The following is a 24736-nucleotide window of genomic DNA, read 5'->3' as shown; positions in this document are numbered from 1 at the left end:
TAGTCTTGCATATACTGCTAGTTTATCATCAAACCATGGCATACTCACTTGATACACTCTGCAGCTTTGTGTTCATTTAATAAATCAACTATTGTGTTTGGAAGATTTGACAGGCGCACCAGGAAAATATAAAATTTTACTGTTTAAAGTCATTTGCCGTGACGCTGTTAGGAGTGAGAAGGATTGAATTTTGAAAGAGAAAAATCGATAGAGCATAATCCGACGGGATCTGCCCGGTTAGGATTAGCATTGCTGCTTGGTCTGCTTGCTTTTTTAGGGCCGCTTAATATCGATATGTATTTACCTAGTTTTCCTGAGATTGCACGAGATTTAGACACAAGCGCTACACTCGTACAGGCGAGTTTAACAGCATGTCTATTGGGCCTGGCAATCGGGCAATTATTTGCCGGTCCCATCAGTGACGCAGAGGGCAGAAGAAAGCCGTTATTGATTGCTACGAGTCTGTTTGCGGTAGCATCCATACTATGTGCTTTTGCTCCAAATATTACCCTATTAATCGCCATGCGTTTTTTACAAGGACTGACTGCCTCTGCAGGAGTCGTTCTTTCCCGCGCAGTTGTACGCGATGTGTTCAGTGGACAGGCACTTACGAAGTTTTTTTCGTTATTGATGGTTATTAATGCGATTGCTCCCATGATCGCTCCGATGATAGGCGGTTTTATTCTGTCATTTGATTCGACCAGCTGGAAAAGTATCTTTTTCTTTTTAAGCGTGGTCGGACTGCTTACGGTTACCATTGTAGCTATAAAGCTTAAAGAGACCCTGCCGCCGCATAAGCGTATTCCAAGCTCAGCAGGAGCTTCGTTAAAAACAATGGGCAGTCTGCTGAAGGACCGTTCTTTTATCGGCTATGCCCTAGTCGTTGGTTTTATCCACGGGGGAAGCTTTGCTTATGTATCTGGAACGCCATTTGTTTATCAGGATATCTATGGGGTGTCCCCGCAGGTGTTTAGTGTATTATTCGGTATCAATGGGCTGGCAATTATAACGGGCAGCTTTCTCATCGGACGCTTCAGCGGGATTATACCAGAAAAAACGATGCTTCAGGCAGCGGTTGTCATTGCACTCACGGTAACATCCTTATTGCTTATCATGACCATTGTCGAAGGACCTTTAGCATTGATTGTTTTATTCATATTTATTTATATGATTACAATGGGAATGATATTGACAAGCACCTTTACATTAGGAATGTCCAAGCAGGATCATCGTGCAGGAAGTGCCAGCGCCGTTTTAGGGATGCTTCCATTACTGCTTGGTTCTATTTTTTCCCCGCTTGCAGGTATTAATGAAGCTTCAGCTGTTCCGATGGGGGCAATCATATTTACAACCACGCTCATCGGCTCTATTGTTTTCTTTACGCTTGTTAAAAAGGATGAGGTAAAGGCATGATGGAAGAGCCGGATATGGATAACATTTAAGTGAAGATGGAATAAGCTGTATCTGGAGAAGATTTGAAACAGAGATAAAGCTGGTTTAAACAGGCAGATTTATCTCTGTTTTTTGTATCGTTAAAATGTATAAGCTCTAATCAAGTAAAGGGATAACTGTAGAGTCCGAAGTATACAGTTACTTGGCAGATATGGGAGGATGGCTTCTTGGATATTTCTGTGAGTAAATTATTAGTTTAAGCTGCTACTTTACGCTTGTATAAGCAAGTATACTAATATAACATACGAAATGAATAGTCGGAATAAGAGAAATATTTGTTTTTTAAGATTATCTGGTATATGACCGATGGAGAAAAACTAGAAAAATAGAAAAGCAGGTGTAATAAATGAGAAAAGTATGGAAGGTTGGCAAAGGATTTGGAAAAAAGCGTCTTGAAGATGCCATTATGAATTCTTCTAAAGGAGATACGATTCTTATTGAACCAGGCACTTATGATTTTCCGAACGGCTACAATATCTTTGAATTAGAGATCAAAGGAACGGGAAATCGGCCCAATGATGTTGTCTGTAATGGATTTTTTTCATTACAGAATAATGCAAAGCTTAATCTATCAAATCTTATGTTATTAGCGCCTCCAAAGATGAATGCGTTCCATATGACGGGAAATTCAAGTTTATTTTTAAAAGACGTTATCGCGTATGGTGAAGAAACCGGGCAATATCCAACCATTTGGTGCGTGAATTCCTATGTAAAGGTTGCTTCATCAGAAATTTATTATAATCAAGATTCTCCGTATGGTATCTATATACAGGAAGGTTCGAAGCTGGAAATGACTGCTGCGGTGGCAGATTCCATGTATGTCAGTCAATCACAGGTATATTTGAATAATGCAGAGATCCGGGTAATCCTGTATTTAGAAAACGAATCATTTGCGGAGGCTGCAGGGATGTTGGAATTACCGCGTTTGAATCCAAATAAATATGCGCTTACGGTTTATTCTGGATCTCGTGCTGACTTTGCGCTGGTTCAGAGCCCGGAAAATTATATGGAAGCAAATGTAGATGAAGGCTTATTGATTATTGATAAAACAGAATTAGGAGAAAATAATATATTTGATATTTATCATAATGACCAATCTACGGTAGAAGTAAATGGAGAGCGTGTCTTGATACATAATAGGGATGAAGATGTCAATCAGCAGGAAATAAATGCAGAAGAACAGCAGACGGAAGAAACCAATTCGGTTGATGAGGAAAGAAATAAGCCAGAAGCAGACAGAGAGGAACAGAGCCTTGAGAGTGTGTCTGTCCAACGGGAGGAGAAATCTGCTTTAGAGCAGCTTAATGACATGTATGGTTTAAAAGAATTGAAAAAGCAGATTAAGCAATTTATCAATACAATGAAGTTTAACCAATCCCGAAAAATGAAAGGGCTGAAGGCAGCCTCGCTTAATCTGCATTCGATATTTCTCGGCAACCCCGGGACAGGTAAAACAACAGTTGCTCGATTATTGGGAAATGTATTATATCAAGAAGGGGTTATTCCAAATGACAATTTTGTAGAGGCTACGCGAAAAGATCTTGTCGGGGTCCATATTGGGGAGACAGCTCCCAAAACACAAGCAGTATTAGACCGTGCTCGTGGAGGGATTTTATTTATTGATGAAGCATATACCCTGCATAGCTCTTCCGATAATGATTTTGGAGCAGAAGCTGTAGAGACCATTTTAAAATTTATGGAAGATAATCGTGGTGAAATAATGATTATTTTTGCTGGATATTTTGATGATATGCAAAATTTCCTCTCGATGAACAGCGGATTAGCTTCCCGTATTCCGAATGAGTTTGTGTTTGATGACTATTCCAGTTTGGAAATAGCTGAAATCGGTTATTTAGATATACTTGATCAAGATTATATTGTGGACGAAAAAAAGTATAAAGAAGTGGTCATGAATCAATATACTCGGACAGTTGATGAAAGTAATGCAAGATGGGTCCGCAATTTTAATCAAAAATTAATGATTATAATGGCAAATCGGGTTATTGAAACAGATTCTGAAGATACACAGACTATTTTAAATGAAGACATAGATGCTTTAGTGGGAAATAGCGGCAAGGATAAAGAAGAAAAGGTGGAGGAATTATTAACACAGCTGGACCATTTAATTGGGTTAGAAGAAATAAAAGAATACGTACATCGTTTAGTTAAACAAGTAAAAATTGATAAAATGCTCGCTGATGAAGGCGAATTATCTTTTAATCCAACCTATCATATGATTTTTGAAGGAAACCCTGGTACGGGAAAAACAACTGTAGCAAATATACTTGCTTCTTTATTCTATTGTTTGGATATTCTGCCGAGTAAAAATGTAAAAGTGGTGGATCGTGCCGATTTAGTAGGCTCCTATATCGGCCATACAGAAAAAAATACAAAGCGCATTATTAATCAGGCGATGGGTGGTGTTCTATTCATTGATGAAGCCTATCAGCTAACGAATAGTAGTGAGAATGATTTTGGAAAGCAGGCTGTGGAAACCTTACTCACTTATTTAGAAAATTACAGGGATAAATTTGTGGTGATTTTAGCTGGCTATACGAAGGAGATGGAAAAATTCTTAGATAGTAATCCAGGACTCCGCTCCCGTATTCCAGAAAAAAATATTTTCCCTGATTATCATCCGGATGATATTGCTGCAATCGTTGAAAAAAATATTTCGAAGTATTGGAAGGTAGATTCAAATCACCTGCATAGCGTGGTCAGTGAGGTGTATCGTAACCTTCCAGAAGCAGAAAAGGCCAATGCGAGATGGGCCCGTAATTTCAGTGAAAAACTGATTCAAAATCATAAAATCTGGATTAGCGATCACCAGCTTTCTGGACAGGAGATAAAACAGATCAGCCCGGAATTATTAGATCAGATGCTTGCAGCTTATTCTAAGTAACATAAAATGAAAAGGTTTAGGAGAAAAGGTTACCAAGGTAGAAATGAAGCTGGTTAAAATTGTGAAACAGCATTGTAATGAGAAAAGAAATAAAACCCTTTCACCATAGTTAGAAGGTTGAAAGGGTCTTTTATATCGTATTTTTAAATATTTGTGATATCATTAAATACGGATAAGCTAAAATTAAATTCAATGTCAATGAAAGGATGATACATAAATGGCTGAAAAATTGCCAAAGACAGTGAGCTTTCACACGCTTGGCTGCAAAGTAAATCATTACGAGACCGAGGGCATCTGGAGAATGTTCAAGGAGCAGGGCTATGAGCGAGTAGACTTTGATCATGATGCAGATGTGTATGTTATTAATACATGCACGGTTACCAATACGGGGGATAAAAAGAGCAGGCAGACCATCCGTCGTGCCATCCGAAAGAATCCTGACGCAGTCGTTTGCGTAACAGGCTGCTATGCACAGACTTCTCCTGGTGAAATCATGGAGATTCCCGGAGTAGACGTGGTTGTCGGCACACAGGAGCGTAAAAACATCTTCGCATATATTGAAGAGCATGAAAAAACAAAGGGACCTGTTAACGGCGTGTCGAACATTATGAAAAATCGTGTGTTTGAGGAAATGGATGTTCCAGTATTCACAGACCGTACACGGGCATCACTCAAAATCCAAGAAGGATGTAATAACTTCTGTACGTTTTGTATTATTCCATGGTCAAGAGGGCTGCTTCGTTCCCGAGAGCCTGAAAATGTAATTGCGCAGGCAAATAAATTAGTAGAAGCAGGATATAAAGAGCTTGTACTTACCGGAATACATACAGCAGGATACGGAGAAGATTTAAAAGACTATAATTTCGCAATGCTGCTGGAAGAACTGGAGCAGGTAGAAGGGTTAGAACGTATCCGGATCAGTTCGATTGAAGCGAGCCAAATTACAGACGAGGTTATACGTGTGCTGGACAGAAGTAAAAAAATCGTCCGTCACCTGCATATTCCGCTGCAATCTGGTTCGGATTCGGTATTGGCCAGAATGCGCCGTAAGTATTCCACGGACTTTTACCGTCAGAAAGTGAAAAAGATACAAAAAGCATTGCCTGGACTTGCTATTACATCGGATGTTATTGTCGGATTCCCTGGAGAAACAGAGGAAGAATTCCAAGAGACCTGTGATTTCATTAAAGAAATCGGTTATTCGGAGCTTCATGTATTCCCATTCTCCAGAAGAACCGGCACGCCGGCAGCAAGAATGGACAACCAGGTGGAAGATGAAGTAAAAGAAAGACGTGTGCATGAATTGATTACATTATCGGATCAGCTTGCAAAAGAATATGCTTCCAAATATCAAGACGAAGTGCTGGAAGTCATTCCGGAAGAGCATGCAAGTGAACAGGAAGATAATCAGCTTATCGGTTATACAGATAACTATATGAAAGTGCAATTTGAAGGCTCAGCTGATTTGATTGGTAAAATTGTTAAAGTGAAGATAATAGAGTCTGGCTATCCTGTGAATAAAGGTGTTTTCGTACGTGTGATGGATCACGCGACACATGTTGCAGAAAAAAACGCATAAAAGGAGATAACAATCATGAATTTAGCATCTTATATTGACCACACATTATTAAAACCTGACTCGACAAAAAGTCAAATTGCAAAAATTGTCGAAGAGGCAAAAGAAAATAAGTTTGCATCCGTTTGTGTTAATCCGCATTGGGTTGTTTACTGCGTGAGTGAACTAAAGGATTCCCCAGTGAAGGTATGTACGGTCATTGGCTTTCCTTTAGGAGCTACGACGACACAGACAAAGGTTTATGAAACGAGAGAGGCCATCGAAAATGGAGCAACAGAAGTAGACATGGTTATTAACGTCGGAGAATTGAAGGCTGGCAACGAAGCATTGGTAAAAGCAGATATAAAAGCAGTTGTAGATGCCGCAAAAGATAAAGCTTTAACAAAGGTCATTATAGAGACGGCTCTATTAACAGACGAGGAAAAAGTATTAGCTTGTCAATTAGCAAAAGAAGCTGGAGCAGATTTTGTAAAGACCTCGACAGGATTCTCTGGCGGCGGTGCAACCGTGGAAGATATCAGATTAATGCGGGAAACTGTCGGACCGGAGATGGGAGTAAAAGCATCTGGAGGAATCCGTGATTTGGAAACAACGGAAGCGATGATTGAAGCAGGAGCAACACGCATCGGTGCAAGTGCCGGATTAGAGATTGTCTCTGGTAAAGAAGGAACTTCAGATTATTAATAAATAACCATTGACCGCTTAGCGGGATTATATTATAATTTAAAAAGGCATGAAAGTATGTTCATGCTCGCATTAAAAATGGTTTTGTGCTTCGGAGGGAGGGAAATTAGCATGTCAAATACAACTCGCGTTCGTAAAAACGAGTCTCTTGAGGATGCTCTTCGTCGCTTTAAGCGTAGTGTATCAAAAAGTGGTACATTACAAGAATATCGTAAACGTGAACACTATGAAAAACCTAGTGTACGCCGTAAGAAGAAATCAGAGGCTGCTAGAAAACGTAAATTCTAAAGAAGGTGTGACGTATGACGCTACTTGATCGATTAAATCAAGATATGAAGCAGGCGATGAAGAACAAAGATAAAGAAACCCTGAGCGTTATTCGCATGGTAAAAGCTTCTATTCAGAATGAATCGATTAAGCTTGGAAAAGATACTCTATCTGAGGACGAAGAATTAACTATTCTTTCGAGAGAAGTTAAACAGAGAAAAGATTCCCTCCAAGAATTTAAAAATGCTGGAAGAGAAGATTTGGTTGAAAAGACCGAAAAAGAATTGGAAATACTGGAGCAGTATTTACCAAAACAGCTTTCAGATGAAGAATTAACATCGATCATTCAGGAAACAATAAAAGAAGTTAATGCTGACTCCATGAAAGATATGGGGAAAGTAATGGGCTCTGTGATGCCTAAGGTTAAAGGACAGGCAGACGGTACCAAAATCAAACAAATAGTAGAGCAGCAATTGCGATAAAGAAAACCAACCCTAAATCAGGGTTGGTTTTTTAATTTGTCCAGAAAATCAATGGCCGCAGTGAAACGACGGAAAATGAAATAATCATTCATCTTGTCAAACTTAGATGAAGCTTTCTCTAACCTGAGGAGATATGGTACTATCAAAGTATACCCATCCACGAAAAATGAAACCTTTTTGGGATTACTTTCGTAAATATAGATAAGGTGCAGGAGGAGGGGGTGACTCAAGTTGAAAAGACATCGTAAGCGGTTAGCTGTATACATATTGTTTGTAACAGTTTTAACCATTGTATCCATATTTACCGGAACGCAGACAGAGGCTGAGCAGGGTGAAGGCGAAACAGTTTATATTGTACCAATTGAACGGGAAGTGGAAAGAGGCCTGGAAGCATTTATTGACCGGGCTGCCACAGAGGCGATGGAAAGCGGGGCAGATCATATTATTTTTGAAATTGATACGCCTGGCGGCCGTGTTGACTCTGCCGGACAAATTGGTTCGCATATCCAAAGTATAACTGTCCCGACAACGGCTTATATCGTCAATGAAGCATTATCTGCCGGATCTTACATTGCGTTGTTCTCTGATAATATTTATTTTAATCCGCATGCAACTATGGGAGCGAGCGGGATTATTAATCAAGATGGAACAGCAGCAGATGAGAAAGCACAATCTGCCTGGCTTGCGCAAATGAGAAGTGCTGCAGAATCAAATGACAGAGATCCTATTTATGCTGCAGCAATGGCTGATAACAGCATTGATTTACCGGAGTATGGGGCTCCTGAAGGACAGTTCCTGACACTCGGCCCAAGAGAAGCAGTTGAAGTTGGATATGCAGAAGGAATTGTTTCTAACCGTGCTGAACTTCTGGAAGAGCTTAATCTGTCTGAAGCAACTATTGTAGAAACAGAAACTTCGATGGCAGAAGAACTGGCGAGGTTTTTAACGCATCCGGTTGTTATTCCTATTTTATTATCTGTTGCCAGTATAGGTTTGATTGTAGAACTGTACTCTCCAGGTTTTGGCGTGCCGGGAATATTAGGACTGGTATCCTTAGTATTATTCTTTTATGGGCATGTTGTTGCCGGATTAGCAGGCATGGAGGCGCTGCTGCTTCTTATTATCGGTATTGGTCTGATTGTAGCAGAATTCTTTGTAACCGGCGGGATTCTGGGAGTGCTGGGAATAGCTGCGGTAATCGGTTCCTTATTCATGTCAGGGTATGATATGGTCCACATGTCAATGAGCATAGGGATTGCCTTTTTGATTGCTGTGATTCTTGCTATCATCTTATTTAGAAGAATAGGTATGGATAAAGGGGTTTTTCGCCATATTGTTTTAAGAGACAGTACAGCAACAGAAGATGGTTATGTATCCTCAGTAAACCGTTTAGAACTTGTCGGACTTGAAGGAAACTCATTAACAGCGCTGCGCCCCTCTGGACTGGTAGAACTAAATGATGAAACAATTGATGTCGTGTCAGACGGAACTTTTGTTGACAAGGGTAAGAAAGTGAAAGTAATTCGTGTAGAAGGTGTTCGTGTCGTTGTTAGGGAAGTGAAATAATTATTTTTTAAATCAGGAGGAATCAGCATGGACGAAAATATTTTAATGCCGCTTATTATTATTGCGGTCATCGTTATTGCTTTAGCTATTTTATTTACTTTTGTACCAGTTGCGCTATGGATTAGTGCCTTGGCAGCCGGAGTAAAAATCAGTATCTTTACACTTATCGGTATGCGTTTGCGCCGGGTAGTGCCAAACCGTGTTATTAATCCGCTTATCAAAGCGCATAAAGCCGGGATGAATGTGAAAACCAACCAGCTGGAAAGCCACTATCTGGCAGGCGGTAATGTAGACAGAGTAGTAAATGCACTTATCGCAGCACAGCGGGCAAATATTGATTTATTATTTGAACGTGCAGCTGCGATTGACTTAGCGGGCCGTGATGTATTAGAAGCGGTACAAATGAGTGTAAACCCGAAAGTAATTGAAACACCATTTATTGCCGGTATTGCAATGGACGGTATCGAAGTAAAAGCATTAGCCAGAATTACCGTGCGTGCCAATATTGACCGCTTAGTCGGTGGTGCAGGTGAAGAAACAATCATCGCCCGTGTCGGTGAAGGGGTTGTAAGTACCATTGGTAGCTCTAATGCACATACAGAAGTTTTAGAAAATCCAGACATGATTTCTCAAACTGTATTAAGTAAAGGTCTTGATTCTGGAACTGCTTTCGAAATTTTATCCATTGATATTGCTGATGTGGACATCGGTAAGAACATTGGGGCAATCCTGCAAACTGACCAGGCTGAAGCAGATAAGAATATTGCTCAAGCGAAGGCGGAAGAACGCCGCGCAATGGCGGTAGCACAAGAACAAGAAATGCTTGCCCGCGTACAGGAAATGCGCGCGAAAGTAGTTGAAGCCGAAGCAGATGTACCGCTTGCATTAGCAGAAGCATTGCGTTCAGGCAAAATGGGTGTCATGGATTATATGAACTATCAAAATATTGATGCCGATACAGATATGCGTGATTCCATTGGCAAGCTTTCTACAGATAATAAGGATGACGACCAAAATAAGTAATTAAAATGAAAATAAAGGAGGGGGCTTATGGACTGGATATTTGAAAATCTGTTTCTTATTATTATCATTATTTCTGGAATAGTTGCATTTCTGGGGGATTCTAAAAAGAAACAGGAAGAACAGAAAAAAGAGCAGTCTAGACCTCCAAATAAACAGGCGCCGTCAAGACAAAGACAGCAGCGTTCCCCTCAAGAAATGAGAACGAGGCAGCAGACACAAAGACAGACACAAAGAAAAAGAGAGCAGCCTCGTGCCGAGCGTCAAGTCTACAGAGAGGGAGCACGTCCGGATATTTCTGCTGGAGGTATTGAAGAGCAGCAGAGAAAACAGATGGAGCGGATGACAAATCGCTATCAAACCTCCTCTCAAGAAGATGTGGAAGACGCAAAGCAAAATTTCAAGGACTTGATTGTGGACCGCAAGGATGAAGCAGATAGCCCAGGAAAGAACGAAATGAAGAAGCGTGTTTCTGGAAATCTTGATGGAAAAGGATTAGTCAACGGTATTATTATGGCAGAGGTCTTAGGACCGCCGCGTGCGAAACAGCCGTATAGAAGTATCGTGCAAAGAAGAAAATAAAAGGAAATATCAAACACCTTAATTGGCATTGTTATGCTGGTTAAGGTGTTTCTTTGTTTTTCCTCGTATCTAGTTCTGTTCAAAGCATTATTTACATATGTATCAATGAGGGGGGATCATCATTGAAAAAATGGCAACAAAGAATCCGTTCGCTTTTAATGGAGCAATTCTCTCTTCCATCCGATGTTGTTATGGAAATGCCGCGCATAACAATCATTGGACATTTGCATTTTTATATTGAAAATCATCAAGGCTTAGCACTGTATACAAATGAAGAGCTTAAATTAAAGGTAACAAATGGATTTGTAAGCATTAAAGGACATTCCTTTGTACTTAAAATGATGCTTCCAAAAGAAATTATGCTGGAGGGAACAATTTCTGAGGTGATTTTTTTAAATCACGCAGGCGAAAAAGAAGATTGATGCTTCTATATTTACGAAGCTGATGGAAACTTCCTTTTTAGAAAACATTTTTTGATAAGCGCAGCATGATTTTATGTAAAGGTCAGGATAGCAGATAAGCAATGGGAGGTTGAAATGAAAAAACAAAATCCGCCGTCGATACGTGCTTACGTTACTGTTCGTGTGAAAGGTGTCAAACCGGAATTATTTCTGCAAAAATGTGCCAGCAAGGGCATTCCTATTTGGGATGTAAAAAAAATAGATGCTGCGTGCTGTGAGGCTACAATTATGTTTAAAGATTTGGGAGCCTTAAGAAAGTTAAGGAGAAACTCTTTGTATAAAGTTTCCTTTGCCGGTCAAAAAGGCTTTCCTTTTTTTCTTTCGAGGCTCAGCCGAAAAAAATTCTTACTTGCTGGTATTTTAACTGGTTTTTTATTTTTTTTCATTTTGTCTAATTTATTATGGTCTGTTCATATCACTGGCGTGCCAAAAGAAATTGAAGAAAAAATAGAAACAGAGCTGGAGGCGTTTGGAGTGTATCCGGGTGTCTGGTTATTCTCTCTTGCTACTCCAAAAGATATTCAACGCCAGCTCTTAAATGAAGTTCCAGAGCTGCTCTGGACAGGCGTTCAGCTCCAAGGGACCTCATTGCATCTGGAGGCTGTTGAAAAAACGATTGTGGAGGAAATCCCCCCTGGAGAACCAAGAAATTTAGTGGCAACGAAAAAAGGCGTCATCACTAACATGTATGTTTCTAGAGGACGAGCTGAAGTAAGTGTGAATGATTACGTGGTTCCGGGGAAAATATTAGTGTCTGGTAATTTAAATACGGAGGAAGGAGAAGATAATACAGAAACGGAAGAAGAGCCGGACAAACCGATTGCTGCAGAAGCAGAGGTGATGGCAAATACATGGTATGAAGTTCATGTCACTGTACCGCTTCAATACCAGACAGAAGAGATAACAGGAAATCAGAAAACGAAGCATTATTTGCGTTTTGGTGATGTGCAGCTTCCATTTTGGGGATTTAAAAACCCGGATTATTCCCATTCACAAGAGGAGCGGAAAGAACAGCCCATTCATTTTTTAAAGTGGGAGCTTCCTTTCTCTTATGTTTCCAGTGAAATTAGCGAGACAAAAAAAACAGATGAAGAGCGATCCAATGAGGAAGCAATCGAGGCTGGGGTGGAGCAGGCTAAAATACAATTATTAAATGAACTGGGGCCAGAAGCGACGATATTATCAGAAAAAATTTTACATGAACATATAGAGCATGGTAAAGTTGAATTAGTCTTATATCTTTCGGTAGAAGAAAATATTGTAAAAGAAGAACTTATTATTCAAGGAGACTGATTATGCCCGAAAACTTAGTGGATATTGATTTACAATTAGAAGGTGCCAATGAAGCGCTTGCTTTATTTGGTACAAATGATAAACATTTAAAACAGCTGGAAGCTTTACTTGATGTAGATATTATATCCAGAGGCGAATCCATCCGCGTTTCTGGAGAGAATCAGGCAGTGCAGTTAGTACAGGAGATTCTGCTGACTATTTTAAGCGTTATCCGGAAAGGACAGACAGTTTCGGAACGGGATGTTGTCTATGCTGTAGACTTGGCGAAAAAAGGCAAGATAAAACAGTTTGAAACGTTATTTGAAGATGAAATTACAAAGAACTATAAAGGAAAGTCTATTCGTGTAAAAACACTTGGCCAGAAACAATATGTCCAGGCAATCAAGTCAAAGGATCTTGTCTTTGGCATAGGTCCGGCCGGAACAGGAAAAACGTACCTGGCTGTGGTTATGGCCGTTCATGCGATGAAGAACGGACTGGTGAAAAAAATTATTTTAACTAGGCCGGCAGTCGAAGCCGGTGAAAGCCTAGGGTTTTTGCCAGGTGATTTAAAGGAAAAGGTAGATCCTTATTTAAGGCCATTGTACGATGCTTTACATGATGTATTAGGCACAGAGCATACAGCCCGTTTAATTGAAAGGGAAACGATTGAAATTGCACCGTTGGCCTATATGAGGGGCAGAACCTTAGACGATGCTTTTGTTATTTTGGATGAAGCCCAGAATACAACACCGGCTCAAATGAAAATGTTTCTGACGCGCTTAGGATTTGGGTCGAAAATGATTATTACGGGAGATATGACACAAGTGGATCTCCCGAAAGGCATCGTATCCGGCTTAAAGGTTGCTGAGCGGATGCTCAGCCCAATCGAAGGTTTAGCCTTTGTTCATCTGCAGGCTGCCGACGTGGTGCGTCATCCACTCGTTCAAAAAATAATAAATGCTTACGAAACAGAAGGTGAGAACGAAGGATGAGACAAAAGAATGTCTCATCCTTGTTGTTCATCATAAAATTAAACTCTGATTAACGTTTAGATATCCATGCTGCATACGGACAAAGTTTTTCAAAGTCGTTTTAGAACTAAATATGGAATTTTAAGTTAAAATATCAGGTGAAGAGTCTGTGGATTTGTTGTTTTACTATGACCAAGGAATTCACTTAATTTTAGATAATTTCATCCCAATCCGTTGGATGGAAGTGGTAAAATAAAAAGAGGAGGTGAAGGTGTTGAAAAAAAGATGGAAGAAAATACTTCCTTTTTTTAAAAATAATCGAAAATACTTTATTGCAATTGTCCCGGCCCTTATTATAGGAGCACTTGTTTTTCTGACGTTATTAGATAATGTACGTACAGATACATATGATATTCAGCGTTTTGCTGTTTCTGAAGAGACAATACGTTCACCGATAACAATTGAAAATAAGCAGGAAACGGATCAGCGGATCAGGGAAGCAGTCAATGCCGTTCCTGACCGGTACAGCATTTCCGAAGAGGTGACAGAGGAACGATTAAATTATGTAAACGAAATTTTTGATGCTGTATTAACCATCATCGCGGAACATGATGAAGGCGCTTTAGAAGAGGTATTTGAAGAAGAAGCAGTTGAATTAAGAGCGTTGCTCTCGGAAGAAATTCGTTCAGAAATTTCCGAAGAAGTGCTCATTTCCTTGCTGAAGCAGCCCGAAGAGGACTTGGAAGAAGCGGGGGCAGTATTTTCCGAGAGTTTGGAAAGTGTATTAGAGCAAGGTATCAGAGCAGAGAATATTCAATCTGGAATTACCAATATCGAGCGTGATTTAGCTTATTCTGAAATGAATGAAGGCTTACAGGAAGATTTAATGGAATTAGCAGAATTTGCGGTCGTGGAAAACTCTTTCTTTGATTATGAGGCAACTGCTCAAGAGAAAAAAGACGCCGCAACACTTGTGGACCCTGTTGTTATTCGTGCCGGTGAAACCATTGTTCGGGAAGGCCAGACTATTACAAATGAAATCTACGAGCAGCTGGAGCTGGTAGGCGTATTATCACAGGAGGGTAATATTTATCCGATTCTGGCGTTGGGATTTCTGGCAGCGATAATTGCATACTTTTTCGGGATGGAATGTCTGCAAATTGCAAAAGATAAGAAATGGAACCTTCTGCCGATTGTAGCTGTTTCCCTGTTAAGTGTACTGGCTATTTTTGTTATGAAAATCCAAAGTTATTTCTTTGACCAGACGAATGCTCTCTATTTAGTTACCCCTATTGCAGCTATTGCTATTTTATTAAAAGTATTAATCGGCGATCGTTCAGCGGTACGTCTCAGTATCTTATATGCCATTTTAGCTGCATTTATGTTTAACAGTTATATTGCCGGGATGCTGCACGTCGAAGCGGCTATCTATTTCCTTTTTTCTCAGCTTGCCGCAATTGTGTTAATGAAGAAATTAAGTGAACGTCTTGTTATTTTAAAAACAGCGATTGGATTGATTTTAATTCATTCTGCTGTCATTATCTTATTTCTATTCCTGTCCTTTGAAAAATATACTTGGTTCGATGTCTTTTTATACCTTGGTTTAGGGATAGTTGCTGCTTGTCTTTCAGCTATTTTGGCAATTGGATTATTGCCGTTGTTCGAAAGCTTTTTAGGTATATTGACAGATATGAAACTCCTGCAATTATCTAATCCCAATCAGCCGCTGTTAAAACGGCTGCTGGTGGAAGCTCCGGGAACGTACCATCATTCGGTAATGGTAGCCAACATTAGTGAGACTGCCTGTGAAGCGGTGGGAGCGAATGGTTTGCTGGCACGGGTGGGCGCTTACTATCATGATATTGGCAAAACTGTGCGGCCGGCCTTTTTCATTGAAAATCAGATGCCAAATAAAAATCCGCATGATAAATTGCCGCCTAAGGAAAGTGCAGATATTATTATCCGCCATACAACCGATGGAGCAAATTTGTTAAAGGCGCATAAAATGCCTAAGGAAATCATTGATATTGCGAAGCAGCATCATTCGAATTCTTTAGTGCAATTCTTCTATATGAAAGCAAAGGAGCTGGATCCGGAAACAGAGGAAGCGGATTTCAGATATCCTGGACCAAAGCCGGAAATAAAGGAAACGGCGATTGTCTGTATTTGTGATTCTGTCGAGCCGGCAGTCCGTTCCTTGCAGGAACCGACACCGGAGACGATTGATTCCATTGTGTCATCGATTATCAATGGCAAAATTTCAGATGGACAATTAGATAACAGTCCTTTAACATTAAAAGAGTTAAAAATCATTCAACATACGGTTTGTGATTCTTTGAAAGGAATTTTCCATTCTAGAATTCAGTATCCGAAGAAGGAAGGGGATAAATAATGCTTATTGATTTTCAGGATGAAACCAATGCTGTGTCTGATGAACATAGAGCGCTTGTCGAAAAGCTGCTGACCTTTGCCGGAAAAGAAGAAAATACAGCTGCTGAAGCAGAAATTTCAATCAGCTTTGTGGATAATGAACAAATTCAAGTAATCAACAGAGATTATCGTGATAAAGATAAACCGACAGATGTTATTTCATTTGCGATGCAGGAAATGGAAGACGAAGAACTTGAAATTGTTGGCGAAGGTCTGCCGGTTGTGCTGGGAGATATTATTATTTCGATAGATAAAGCAAAAGAGCAAGCGGAGGAATACAATCACAGCTTTGAGAGAGAGCTGGCCTTTTTAGCGTTACACGGATTTTTACACCTGCTTGGGTATGATCATATGAATGCAGAAGATGAGAAGAAAATGTTTCAGAGACAAGACGAAATTTTAGGTGCATTTGGCATTGAAAGATAAGAAAAGAGTTGTTGGATTCCGTTATGCTTGGGCAGGGCTGAAAACGGTGGTGAAAAAGGAGTCGAATTTCCAGCTGCATCTTGTCGCTATGACGATTGTAGTTGCAGCAGGCTTCTTTTTCCATCTTTCTCTCATCGAATGGGCGGTTATTTTATTAACCATTGGTTTAGTGCTTATCACTGAAATGATAAACAGTGTCATTGAGCGGGTCATGGATTTTATTCAGCCGGGTTATGATGAAAGAATAAAGGAAATAAAGGATATTGCAGCTGGTGTTGTCCTCGTGACTGCGCTGATATCCGTTGTAGTCGGAATACTTATTTTTGGTCCTAAAATAATGCAATTCATATAATAGTATGATAAAAATAATGTTTATTGAACGATTATCCAGCTTCATAACGTTATTAGCAGATGTGGTTGTCATCAGGCCTTTTGCCGGCAACAGTGTTGCGCTAATGCAGTTAAGAAAGTCTGAAATTAACTGTCAAAAGGGAGGAGCTTGACCAAGCTCCTCCCTTTTTGTAATTCATTGTATGATTGTTAAAGGTTTTGTCGATATAGTGAAACTAATTAAAAAATGTAGTATGATAGGAAGCAAGCAAACAATGAATGCTCCCGCCACTTCATTTCTAAAGAAATTGGAAGTGTGGGTTTCTGGGGTGTCGACTTTCAAGATGACGATTAACCGCCAGTGGAGTTGACACATCGGTGTGCTAAAAACACCCAACCCCGCTATCCCATTGGTCCTGCCTTTGGGACTACTTTTCAGCTTACCTGAGGTTCACACATTTGTGTGCCTTGGCTGACATATTTGGCTTGAACATTTTACGTGGCAAAGCAACGATTCCCGCCACAACCTGCAATGTTCAGTTTTCAAGAGCATCTTTCAAGAACATTATAATATACGAACTTAAGTTCGTGAATGCAAAAAGGCGATTCATCTCTCACTTACTCATTGGATTTCACCCTGCACATTCCGACGTACAGGATGTACTAGTGCAGGCGTTGCAACAGGACGTTGCGACGTTAGCCTGCCTTGAGGTTGGGAGTCCTCTCGCCTAATCAAGAATAGAAATTCGGAGGAAAACAGCATGACAAATAATTTTAAATCAGGCTTTATCGCTATTATAGGCAGACCAAATGTTGGAAAATCAACATTCATGAACCGGGTGATTGGTCAAAAAATCGCTATTATGAGCGATAAGGCACAAACAACACGAAATAAAATACAAGGTGTTTTGACAACAAAAGAATATCAAATGATTTTCATTGATACACCGGGGATTCATAAACCGAAGCACCGATTAGGCGATTTTATGGTACAGGTGGCAGAGAACACATTGAATGAAGTGGATCATATTTTATTTATGATCAATGCGGATGAAGGATACGGCCGCGGGGATCAGTATATTATTGATTTGCTTCAAAAAATAAAACAGCCGGTATATCTGATCATTAATAAAATCGATAAGATTCAACCGGAAAAGCTTATGCAGCTGATTAATCAATATAAGGATTTTTATGAATTTGAGGAAATTATTCCTATTTCTGCATTGGAAGGGAATAATGTAGATCATTTACTAGAGGTGCTCGCTAAGCAATTGCCGGAAGGTCCGCAATATTATCCGGAAGATCAAATAACAGATCATCCGGAAAGGTTTGTAATTTCTGAGCTTATCCGCGAAAAAGTTTTGCATCATACGAAGGAAGAGATTCCGCATTCGATTGCCGTAGTCATTGAAAATATAGAGAAGAACGAAAATGATAAATTATTGGTACAAGCAACGATTGTTACGGAAAGAAGCTCTCAAAAAGGTATTTTGATTGGCAAGCAGGGCGGTATGCTGAAAAAAATCGGGCAGCAATCACGCCGCGATATTGAAGCATTGCTCGGGTCTAAAGTATATTTAGAACTCTGGGTAAAAGTGAAGAAGGATTGGAGAAACAAACAGAATCAATTACATGAATACGGATTCCGGCTTGATGAGTACTAGAGGATATGGTAAACCGGATATGCTGTTTTAATTCGTTTTTTTGAATATCCTCTTAAAGATGGTAATTTTTTATACTAATGAAAACGTCAAATCGAACCAACCTATAAAAGAGGCGGACATTCATTCCAGGCTGTCCTCTTTCGTCAGTAAATCTTGTTATTCGTTAAAGGAAGTCTTAAAAGCGGATTTTGTTTTCTTAGAATCTCTACTGCGGTAAAGTCGAAGCTTTAGAAAATGCTTGGTTGCACTTAATGAAGTAAATAGAAAAGTTTATCCTTTCCTATTTGTGAAGAGTCAGTTACAGCAAAAAAATAATTAGAAAGGTGGGGTTTCTTGTGTTAGATGCAACATGGAATTTGTTTTATCAAACAGGAAACATTGAAACCTATTTATTATTAAAAGAACTAGAGCAGCAAGGACAATTAAGTCAGGAAAAAAGACAAAATGAAAATACCCAATCTTCTATGGGTGACGGTATAGATTTGCCATCTTTGTAGCCATATCGCTTGAAGCATGATAAATCCTGCGATAAATTGAAACTTCATTCAGCTGGGGATTATTCATCTCCTTAAAGGAATCTTAATGAAACTGTGATAAAAAATGAGGCCGGGTGATGTTGCGTGCTGGAACAGATAGATGGTATGGTATTAAAAACAAAAGATTATGGTGAAACACATAAATTAGTGACTATCTACAGCGGGAAGTTTGGAAAATTCCAAGCTCTGGCCAAAGGGGCAAAAAAACCAAAAAGTCGAATGGCTGCTGTTACTCAGCCATTCGTTTTTGCCCGTTTTTTTGTTTATGTCGGCAGCGGCTTGAGTACCATTCAGCAGGGAGAATTATTAAACTCCCATCGTAAAATACGCGAGGATTTCGTGAAGACGGCTTATTGCTCCTATATTGCAGAGCTGACGGATAAGCTGCTGGAGAATAAAAATATAGATCCGTACTTATTCGGTCAATTTCAACAAACTATCGCGTGGATTGAAGAAAATGATCAGGCTGAAATCCCGATAATGATGTATGAATTAAAACTTTATAAAAAAGCTGGATTCGCCCCTGTACTAAATCAGTGTATAAATTGCGGGTCGACGCAGCAGCCTTTTGTGTTTTCTGTGGTGGAGGGCGGCTTTCTATGTCCGAAATGCCGTCATATGGATCCTGAAGCAATCGAACTAGCGCCGAAACTGACAAAGCTCCTCTATCTCTTTTCTGAAGCAGGATTAGAGCGTATCGGAACAATTCAAATGAAACCGGACAATGTGAAAATGTTTCAGGCTATTTTAAAAGCTTATTATGAACGCTATGGCGGATATTATATTAAATCCCGCAAGTTTCTCGATCAGCTTGATTTGTTTAAGAATTAATTGACAAGTTGAGGGGTAATGGAGTATGATTTGTACATAAATTAACGCAATTTAACCTTATACAAGATATTAACTACATGATAACTGCAATGATGAAGAAAAGTACGGAAGCATGTTCTGTAAAAAGCGAGTCCGGGATTGGTGCGAGCCGGGTGTATAGAGGCTTTTGGAAGGAACTTCGGAGCAGTATGAAAAAGAGGCTCTTGTTATTGAGAGCAAGTAGGGTGGAACCGCGGTTTAAGCCGTCCCTATGTCTGTTTGAACGACAGACATAGGGACGGTTTTTTAGGTTGTCAGCTGATAACGTGGCTATAATGGGTTTCTTACCATCACCAGATGAAATACTTAGAGTAAATTTCTATCCATTAAAGGAGTGGAGTAAATGAATATTCAAGAAATGATTTTAACATTGCAAAATCATTGGTCAGATCAAAATTGTATTTTAATGCAGGCATATGACACCGAAAAAGGTGCAGGAACGATGTCTCCAATGACATTGCTGCGAAGCTTGGGACCAGAACCGTGGAATGTCGCCTATGTAGAGCCTTCCAGACGTCCGGCGGATGGCAGATACGGGAAAAACCCGAATCGTCTGTATCAGCATCATCAATTTCAAGTAATCATGAAGCCTTCTCCTGAAAATATTCAGGAACTGTATTTAGAGTCCTTGAAAAAATTAGGGATTGATCCGCTTAAGCATGATATCCGCTTCGTAGAGGATAACTGGGAAAACCCGACGCTTGGCGCAGCCGGTCTGGGCTGGGAAGTATGGCTGGATGGAATGGAAATCACACAGTTTACTTATTTCCAGCAAATCGGCGGTTTGGAAGCAAATCCGGTAACGGTCGAATTAACGTACGGGATTGAGCGGTTGGCTTCTTATATCCAAGATAAAGAAAATGTATTTGATTTAGAGTGGAATAATGGAGTGACTCTCCGTGATATTTTCTATCAGCCGGAATATGAGCATTCTGTCTATACGTTTGAAGCATCCAATACGGATATGTTATTTGATTTATTTACGAAATATGAACAGGAGGCCAAAGCAGCCATGGAGAAAGGGCTTGTCTTCCCGGCATATGACTATGTTTTAAAATGTTCGCATACCTTCAACCTGCTGGATGCAAAAGGGGTTATTTCTGTAACAGAAAGAACAGGCTATATCGGCCGAATTCGTAATCTCGCCCGCAGTATTTCAAAAATTTATGTACAAGAGCGTGAAAAATTAGGTTTTCCGATGTTGAAAAAGGAGGCAAACTAGAGTGGCACAGGATGTATTGATTGAAATTGGATTAGAGGAGCTGCCGGCTCGATTTATAGATGATGCAGAAGCGCAAGTATTGGATAAAACAATCAAATGGCTGGATGAACAGCGCATTTCCTATTCGTCTGCTGTCTCCTTCTCAACGCCGCGAAGATTAGCTGTCCTTATAGAAGAAGTGGCAGAAAGTCAGGTATCCATAGAAGAAGAAGCAAAAGGACCTGCTTTAAAGATTGCCAAAGATGATGAGGGAAATTGGACAAAGGCCGCAGAAGGCTTTACCAGAGGTCAGGGAAAAACAACCGATGACATTTATGTCAAAGAGGTCAAGGGAACTTCCTATATTTATGTGAAAAAATTCATCGAAGGAAAAGCAGTGCAATCGCTACTGCCGGAATTTAAGGATATTATTGAGTCCATTACATTTGGAAAAAATATGCGCTGGGCAAATGAAACATTGCGCTACGCCAGACCGATTCGCTGGCTAGCAGCACTTTATGGAAATGAAGTGATTCCTTTTGAAATTGCGCATGTAAAAACAAGCAATTTTACCTACGGACATCGTTTTCTCAGCAGCGATAAGCTGACCATAGAGGACCCCAAGCAATACGAACAGCTGTTAAATGAGAATTATGTCATTGCGAATGCTGAAAAACGTAAAGAGAAAATTGTAGAGCAGCTGAATGTACTGCAAACAAAAAATGGATTTCAAATTCCAGTTGATACAGAGCTTTTAAATGAAGTGAAAAACCTTGTGGAATACCCGACTGCTTTCGCAGGCAGTTTCGCAGATTCTTTCCTGGCTCTGCCCAAAGAAGTACTTATTACGTCTATGGCTGAGCATCAGCGTTATTTCCCGGTAGAACGAGACGGGGAGCTGCTGCCTAAATTTGTAGGAGTAAGAAACGGTGATGATTACGAACTGGAAACTGTCATCCGAGGAAATGAGAAAGTACTTCGTGCGCGTCTTGCGGACGCAGAGTTTTTCTTTGAAGAGGACAAAAAACTTTCCATCGATTTCTTCCAGGAGAAGCTGACCAGGGTCGTATTTCAGGAAAAGCTGGGTACGTATACAGACAAAGTAAACCGGGTTAAAAAAATTGCGAGTCATTTAGCTGAAGAACTTGCTTTAAAAGAAGGAAAAGAGATTGCCCGCGCTGCGGAAATCAGCAAATTCGATTTAATGACCAATATGGTAAATGAATTTACTGAATTACAGGGCGTAATGGGTGAGAAATATGCTGCATATTTTGGAGAAACAAAAGAAGTTTCTCAAGCCATACGTGAACATTATTTACCAAAGCAGTCTCATGGTGAACTCCCTGCAACAACAGTCGGCGCCGTACTGAGTATTGCAGATAAAATGGATACCATTGCCGGCTGTATCAGTGTCGGACTTATCCCGAGCGGTTCACAGGATCCATATGGTTTACGAAGACAGGCAACGGGAATTTTACGTATTTTGCAGGCTCAGAACTGGAATGTGACGGTAGAATCATTCATTAAATATACGCTATCTGTATTAGAGGATGCCGGTTTAACAGTCAATGCTTCTGCGAATGATGATTTGCGCACATTTTTTGCTTCCCGCGCTGCATATTTGCTGCGTGAAGAGAATGTAGAATCAGACATTATCCATGCAATTACAGATAATCAGCTGGGCGTATTCCATTTTGCAGTGGATAAAGCACATGTTTTATCTGTGAAAAAAGCAGATGAGGCTTTTAAAAACTCTCAGGAAGCGCTCGTGCGTGTGCTGAATCTGGAAAATAAGGTAGAGGATAATAATCATGAGATAAATACATCACTCTTCCAAACAGAATCAGAACAAGCATTATACGATGCTGTGGAGGCTGTAAAATCAAATTACGCTGCGCATTTAGAAGCACAAAACAGTGAAGAGGCATTACAGCTTCTTGCGGATCTTGCAGATTATATCCATGCATTCTTTGATCATAATATGATTATGGACGATAATGAAGAAGTAAGAAAAAATCGTCTATCTATGATTCATGAGCTTTCTATGCTTATTTTGCAATATGCGGATTTACGAAAAATAGCGTGGAAGCAGCATGTATAGAAATATAGGAAGACTTCTGCGATGACGACAATTAATCTAAACAATTTTACACTTTCTTCACTTTAGAGGATGTTTAAAAAGGTTTTCTCTCTTAAAAAAAGGTTTTTTAGTGAATGGAGTCGAATAATAATGAATGTACCATGTTTTAAATATGAAAAGCATGGTACATTATCTTTCATAATGCCAAATTTGATGCAATTAATATATAGCAAGCATCCTATTTATTTGCGAATAATGTGGCAGTTTAGGTGGTGAAAAAGTGGACTTATCGAAAAGACAGCAGCGGATTATAGAAATAGTAAAAGCAGACGGTCCCATCACGGGGGAGCAAATAGCAGACCAGCTGGCGCTGACCCGGGCCACATTGAGACCGGACCTGGCTATTCTGACGATGGCTGGTTTTTTAGACGCACGTCCTCGTGTTGGCTACTTTTATACAGGTAAAACAGGTTCAGAATTGCTGACAGAAAAGATAAAGCGGTATAAGGTTCATGAATTTCAGCAGGTCCCAGTAGCTGTAAGTGAAAAGGTATCAGTATACGATGCAATATCAACGATGTTCTTAGAAGATGTTGGCACACTTTTTGTTGTCGATGAAAATTCATGCTTGGTGGGAGTTCTTTCCCGAAAGGATTTACTGCGTTCAAGTATGGGCAGGCAGGACCTGAGCTCCATCCCTGTACCGATCATTATGACAAGAATGCCTAATATTACTGTCTGCCGAAAAAATGACCTGCTGGTCGATGTAGCCCATCAGCTTATATCCAAGCAAATCGATGGTGTCCCTGTAGTAAAAGACACCGAAAATGGGCTTGAGGTGATCGGCCGGATCACAAAAACAACGATGACGAAACTGTTGGTGGAATTAACGATGGAAGATACAATATAAATTTTTAGGTGCTAAGGGGAGGATATCGAGATGAAGGAGCAGCAAGTTATTTATGTGTTATCTGATTCTGTTGGAGAAACGGCTGAGCTGGTAATTAAAGCGGGCTTAAGCCAATTCAAAAGCGGAGATTATAAAATCCAGCGTATTCCTTATGTGGAAGATAAAGGAACCATTGATGAATTCTTACAACAGGCAAAATTGAATTCAAGTCTTATCGGTTTTACACTGGTTAATCCAGAATTGCGTGCGCATTTAAACAAGCGTGCAGCCGAACTGGATATTGAAGCAATTGATATCATGGGTCCGACTATGGACGCTATGGAGCGCGTTTTTAGTGATCAGCCCCGTTTAGAGGCCGGACTTGTTCATAAACTGGACGAAGATTATTTCAAAAAGATTGAAGCAATCGAATTTGCTGTTAAATATGATGACGGGAGAGATACGCGAGGTATTACCCGTGCCGATATCGTATTGATAGGTGTTTCCAGAACCTCCAAAACCCCGCTGTCTCAATTCTTGGCACACAAACGCTTTAAAGTAGCAAATGTTCCAATCGTTCCAGAGGTAGACCCGCCGGAAGAGCTGATGATGGTCGACCCTAAAAAATGTATTGGTTTACGTATCTCTTCAGAAAAGTTGAATGGCATTCGGAAGGAACGTTTAAAAGCGCTGGGGCTGGGAGACCAGGCAACATATGCAAATGTAAGCAGAATTGAACAGGAGCTCGAATTTTTTAATGATGTCGTTGAAAAAATTGGCTGTCCTGTCATTGACGTGTCTCATAAAGCAGTGGAAGAAACAGCAAACCAGATTATTAGAATGTGGCAAAGCAGACAATAATAATCATTTAAAAGCTTTGCAAGAGGTATTAATAATAGCATATTTTCAGGATAAAAATGGTTGGAAAAGCATTCTGTACGCAACTCTCACGGAATGTTTTTCTTTGTTCCATAGATTTATATACAAATTAATAGAAATCTATTAAAAAATATATTATAATGGTAAATCGTATGAGCAGATTTAAATAAAATGCAATTTTAATCATAATTTG

General features: G+C 39.9%; 22 protein-coding genes. All 22 read left to right on the top strand.

Features of this window, described 5'->3' with window-relative positions:
• Positions 1 to 207 precede the first annotated feature (207 nt).
• The 22 genes from MKY65_RS14680 (at position 208) to MKY65_RS14575 (ending at position 24525) form a co-directional block, all read left to right on the top strand.
• Entirely contained in the window at positions 208 to 1413 is a 1206-nt protein-coding gene (locus MKY65_RS14680) for a Bcr/CflA family efflux MFS transporter (protein ID WP_339185258.1), read from the top strand.
• A 385-nt stretch (positions 1414 to 1798) separates the two neighbouring features.
• Complete coding sequence (locus MKY65_RS14675) at positions 1799 to 4354, top strand: AAA family ATPase (protein WP_339178024.1); 2556 nt, start codon at positions 1799 to 1801, stop codon at positions 4352 to 4354.
• Positions 4355 to 4571: 217 nt separating this feature from the next.
• Positions 4572 to 5933: a tRNA (N(6)-L-threonylcarbamoyladenosine(37)-C(2))-methylthiotransferase MtaB gene (gene mtaB, locus MKY65_RS14670; RefSeq protein WP_339178022.1), complete on the top strand. Its 1362-nt coding sequence runs from the start codon at positions 4572 to 4574 to the stop codon at positions 5931 to 5933.
• 15 nt (positions 5934 to 5948) lie between these two features.
• On the top strand, positions 5949 to 6614 hold the full coding sequence (gene deoC / locus MKY65_RS14665) for a deoxyribose-phosphate aldolase (protein WP_339178019.1): 666 nt from the start codon (positions 5949 to 5951) through the stop codon (positions 6612 to 6614).
• Between the two features lie 111 nt (positions 6615 to 6725).
• Positions 6726 to 6902 carry a 30S ribosomal protein S21 gene (gene rpsU / locus MKY65_RS14660; RefSeq protein WP_019377991.1) on the top strand — a complete coding sequence of 59 codons (177 nt, stop codon included), beginning with the start codon at positions 6726 to 6728 and terminating at the stop codon, positions 6900 to 6902.
• A 14-nt stretch (positions 6903 to 6916) separates the two neighbouring features.
• Positions 6917 to 7363 (top strand): GatB/YqeY domain-containing protein, encoded by a 447-nt coding sequence (locus MKY65_RS14655; RefSeq protein ID WP_339178016.1) that lies wholly within the window; start codon positions 6917 to 6919, stop codon positions 7361 to 7363.
• Between the two features lie 231 nt (positions 7364 to 7594).
• Positions 7595 to 8929: a nodulation protein NfeD gene (locus tag MKY65_RS14650; protein ID WP_339178013.1), complete on the top strand. Its 1335-nt coding sequence runs from the start codon at positions 7595 to 7597 to the stop codon at positions 8927 to 8929.
• A 27-nt stretch (positions 8930 to 8956) separates the two neighbouring features.
• Entirely contained in the window at positions 8957 to 9952 is a 996-nt protein-coding gene (gene floA, locus MKY65_RS14645) for a flotillin-like protein FloA (RefSeq protein ID WP_040980627.1), read from the top strand.
• A 27-nt stretch (positions 9953 to 9979) separates the two neighbouring features.
• Positions 9980 to 10531 (top strand): hypothetical protein, encoded by a 552-nt coding sequence (locus tag MKY65_RS14640; RefSeq protein WP_212929083.1) that lies wholly within the window; start codon positions 9980 to 9982, stop codon positions 10529 to 10531.
• A gap of 122 nt (positions 10532 to 10653) precedes the next feature.
• Positions 10654 to 10953, top strand: a complete 300-nt coding sequence (yqfC, locus tag MKY65_RS14635; RefSeq protein ID WP_339178009.1) for a sporulation protein YqfC — start codon at positions 10654 to 10656, stop codon at positions 10951 to 10953.
• A 114-nt stretch (positions 10954 to 11067) separates the two neighbouring features.
• Positions 11068 to 12285, top strand: a complete 1218-nt coding sequence (gene yqfD, locus MKY65_RS14630; protein WP_339178006.1) for a sporulation protein YqfD — start codon at positions 11068 to 11070, stop codon at positions 12283 to 12285.
• A gap of 2 nt (positions 12286 to 12287) precedes the next feature.
• Complete coding sequence (locus tag MKY65_RS14625) at positions 12288 to 13259, top strand: PhoH family protein (protein WP_339178003.1); 972 nt, start codon at positions 12288 to 12290, stop codon at positions 13257 to 13259.
• A 253-nt stretch (positions 13260 to 13512) separates the two neighbouring features.
• The gene (locus MKY65_RS14620) at positions 13513 to 15630 is read left to right on the top strand and encodes an HDIG domain-containing metalloprotein (RefSeq protein WP_339178002.1); all 2118 of its coding nucleotides are present in this window, start codon (positions 13513 to 13515) and stop codon (positions 15628 to 15630) included.
• Positions 15630 to 16094, top strand: a complete 465-nt coding sequence (ybeY, locus tag MKY65_RS14615; protein WP_339177999.1) for an rRNA maturation RNase YbeY — start codon at positions 15630 to 15632, stop codon at positions 16092 to 16094. The genes MKY65_RS14620 and ybeY overlap by 1 nt, the downstream gene beginning before the upstream one ends.
• A complete protein-coding gene (locus tag MKY65_RS14610; protein ID WP_212929085.1) occupies positions 16084 to 16446 on the top strand; it encodes a diacylglycerol kinase family protein in 363 nt (120 codons plus the stop codon). The genes ybeY and MKY65_RS14610 overlap by 11 nt, the downstream gene beginning before the upstream one ends.
• A 739-nt stretch (positions 16447 to 17185) precedes the next feature.
• Positions 17186 to 18088 (top strand): GTPase Era, encoded by a 903-nt coding sequence (gene era / locus MKY65_RS14605; protein ID WP_042534822.1) that lies wholly within the window; start codon positions 17186 to 17188, stop codon positions 18086 to 18088.
• A 335-nt stretch (positions 18089 to 18423) separates the two neighbouring features.
• Entirely contained in the window at positions 18424 to 18585 is a 162-nt protein-coding gene (locus MKY65_RS14600; RefSeq protein ID WP_139089150.1) for a YqzL family protein, read from the top strand.
• Positions 18586 to 18708: 123 nt separating this feature from the next.
• Positions 18709 to 19455: a DNA repair protein RecO gene (gene recO / locus MKY65_RS14595; RefSeq protein ID WP_339177994.1), complete on the top strand. Its 747-nt coding sequence runs from the start codon at positions 18709 to 18711 to the stop codon at positions 19453 to 19455.
• A 382-nt stretch (positions 19456 to 19837) separates the two neighbouring features.
• Positions 19838 to 20716 (top strand): glycine--tRNA ligase subunit alpha, encoded by an 879-nt coding sequence (gene glyQ, locus MKY65_RS14590; RefSeq protein ID WP_339177992.1) that lies wholly within the window; start codon positions 19838 to 19840, stop codon positions 20714 to 20716.
• 1 nt (position 20717) lies between these two features.
• Positions 20718 to 22796 (top strand): glycine--tRNA ligase subunit beta, encoded by a 2079-nt coding sequence (gene glyS / locus MKY65_RS14585; RefSeq protein WP_339177990.1) that lies wholly within the window; start codon positions 20718 to 20720, stop codon positions 22794 to 22796.
• A 259-nt stretch (positions 22797 to 23055) separates the two neighbouring features.
• Positions 23056 to 23685 carry a helix-turn-helix transcriptional regulator gene (locus MKY65_RS14580; RefSeq protein WP_339177987.1) on the top strand — a complete coding sequence of 210 codons (630 nt, stop codon included), beginning with the start codon at positions 23056 to 23058 and terminating at the stop codon, positions 23683 to 23685.
• A 30-nt stretch (positions 23686 to 23715) separates the two neighbouring features.
• Positions 23716 to 24525 carry a pyruvate, water dikinase regulatory protein gene (locus tag MKY65_RS14575; RefSeq protein ID WP_042534812.1) on the top strand — a complete coding sequence of 270 codons (810 nt, stop codon included), beginning with the start codon at positions 23716 to 23718 and terminating at the stop codon, positions 24523 to 24525.
• Positions 24526 to 24736: the final 211 nt, after the last annotated feature.

Origin of the sequence: Oceanobacillus sp. FSL W7-1293 (assembly GCF_037969815.1) — a bacterium.
Classification (GTDB): Bacteria; Bacillota; Bacilli; order Bacillales; family Amphibacillaceae; genus Oceanobacillus; species Oceanobacillus oncorhynchi.
This window is presented reverse-complemented; position numbering and strand designations above follow the sequence as displayed.

What these genes read in the sequence shown, in the direction of transcription:
- MKY65_RS14675 (WP_339178024.1), top strand. Translation starts at nt 1,799, where the DNA reads ATGAGAAAAGTATGGAAGGTTGGCAAAGGATTTGGAAAAAAGCGTCTT.
- mtaB (WP_339178022.1), top strand. Translation starts at nt 4,572, where the DNA reads ATGGCTGAAAAATTGCCAAAGACAGTGAGCTTTCACACGCTTGGCTGC.
- deoC (WP_339178019.1), top strand. Translation starts at nt 5,949, where the DNA reads ATGAATTTAGCATCTTATATTGACCACACATTATTAAAACCTGACTCG.
- rpsU (WP_019377991.1), top strand. Translation starts at nt 6,726, where the DNA reads ATGTCAAATACAACTCGCGTTCGTAAAAACGAGTCTCTTGAGGATGCT.
- MKY65_RS14655 (WP_339178016.1), top strand. Translation starts at nt 6,917, where the DNA reads ATGACGCTACTTGATCGATTAAATCAAGATATGAAGCAGGCGATGAAG.
- floA (WP_040980627.1), top strand. Translation starts at nt 8,957, where the DNA reads ATGGACGAAAATATTTTAATGCCGCTTATTATTATTGCGGTCATCGTT.
- MKY65_RS14640 (WP_212929083.1), top strand. Translation starts at nt 9,980, where the DNA reads ATGGACTGGATATTTGAAAATCTGTTTCTTATTATTATCATTATTTCT.
- yqfD (WP_339178006.1), top strand. Translation starts at nt 11,068, where the DNA reads ATGAAAAAACAAAATCCGCCGTCGATACGTGCTTACGTTACTGTTCGT.
- MKY65_RS14625 (WP_339178003.1), top strand. Translation starts at nt 12,288, where the DNA reads ATGCCCGAAAACTTAGTGGATATTGATTTACAATTAGAAGGTGCCAAT.
- ybeY (WP_339177999.1), top strand. Translation starts at nt 15,630, where the DNA reads ATGCTTATTGATTTTCAGGATGAAACCAATGCTGTGTCTGATGAACAT.
- era (WP_042534822.1), top strand. Translation starts at nt 17,186, where the DNA reads ATGACAAATAATTTTAAATCAGGCTTTATCGCTATTATAGGCAGACCA.
- glyQ (WP_339177992.1), top strand. Translation starts at nt 19,838, where the DNA reads ATGAATATTCAAGAAATGATTTTAACATTGCAAAATCATTGGTCAGAT.
- MKY65_RS14575 (WP_042534812.1), top strand. Translation starts at nt 23,716, where the DNA reads ATGAAGGAGCAGCAAGTTATTTATGTGTTATCTGATTCTGTTGGAGAA.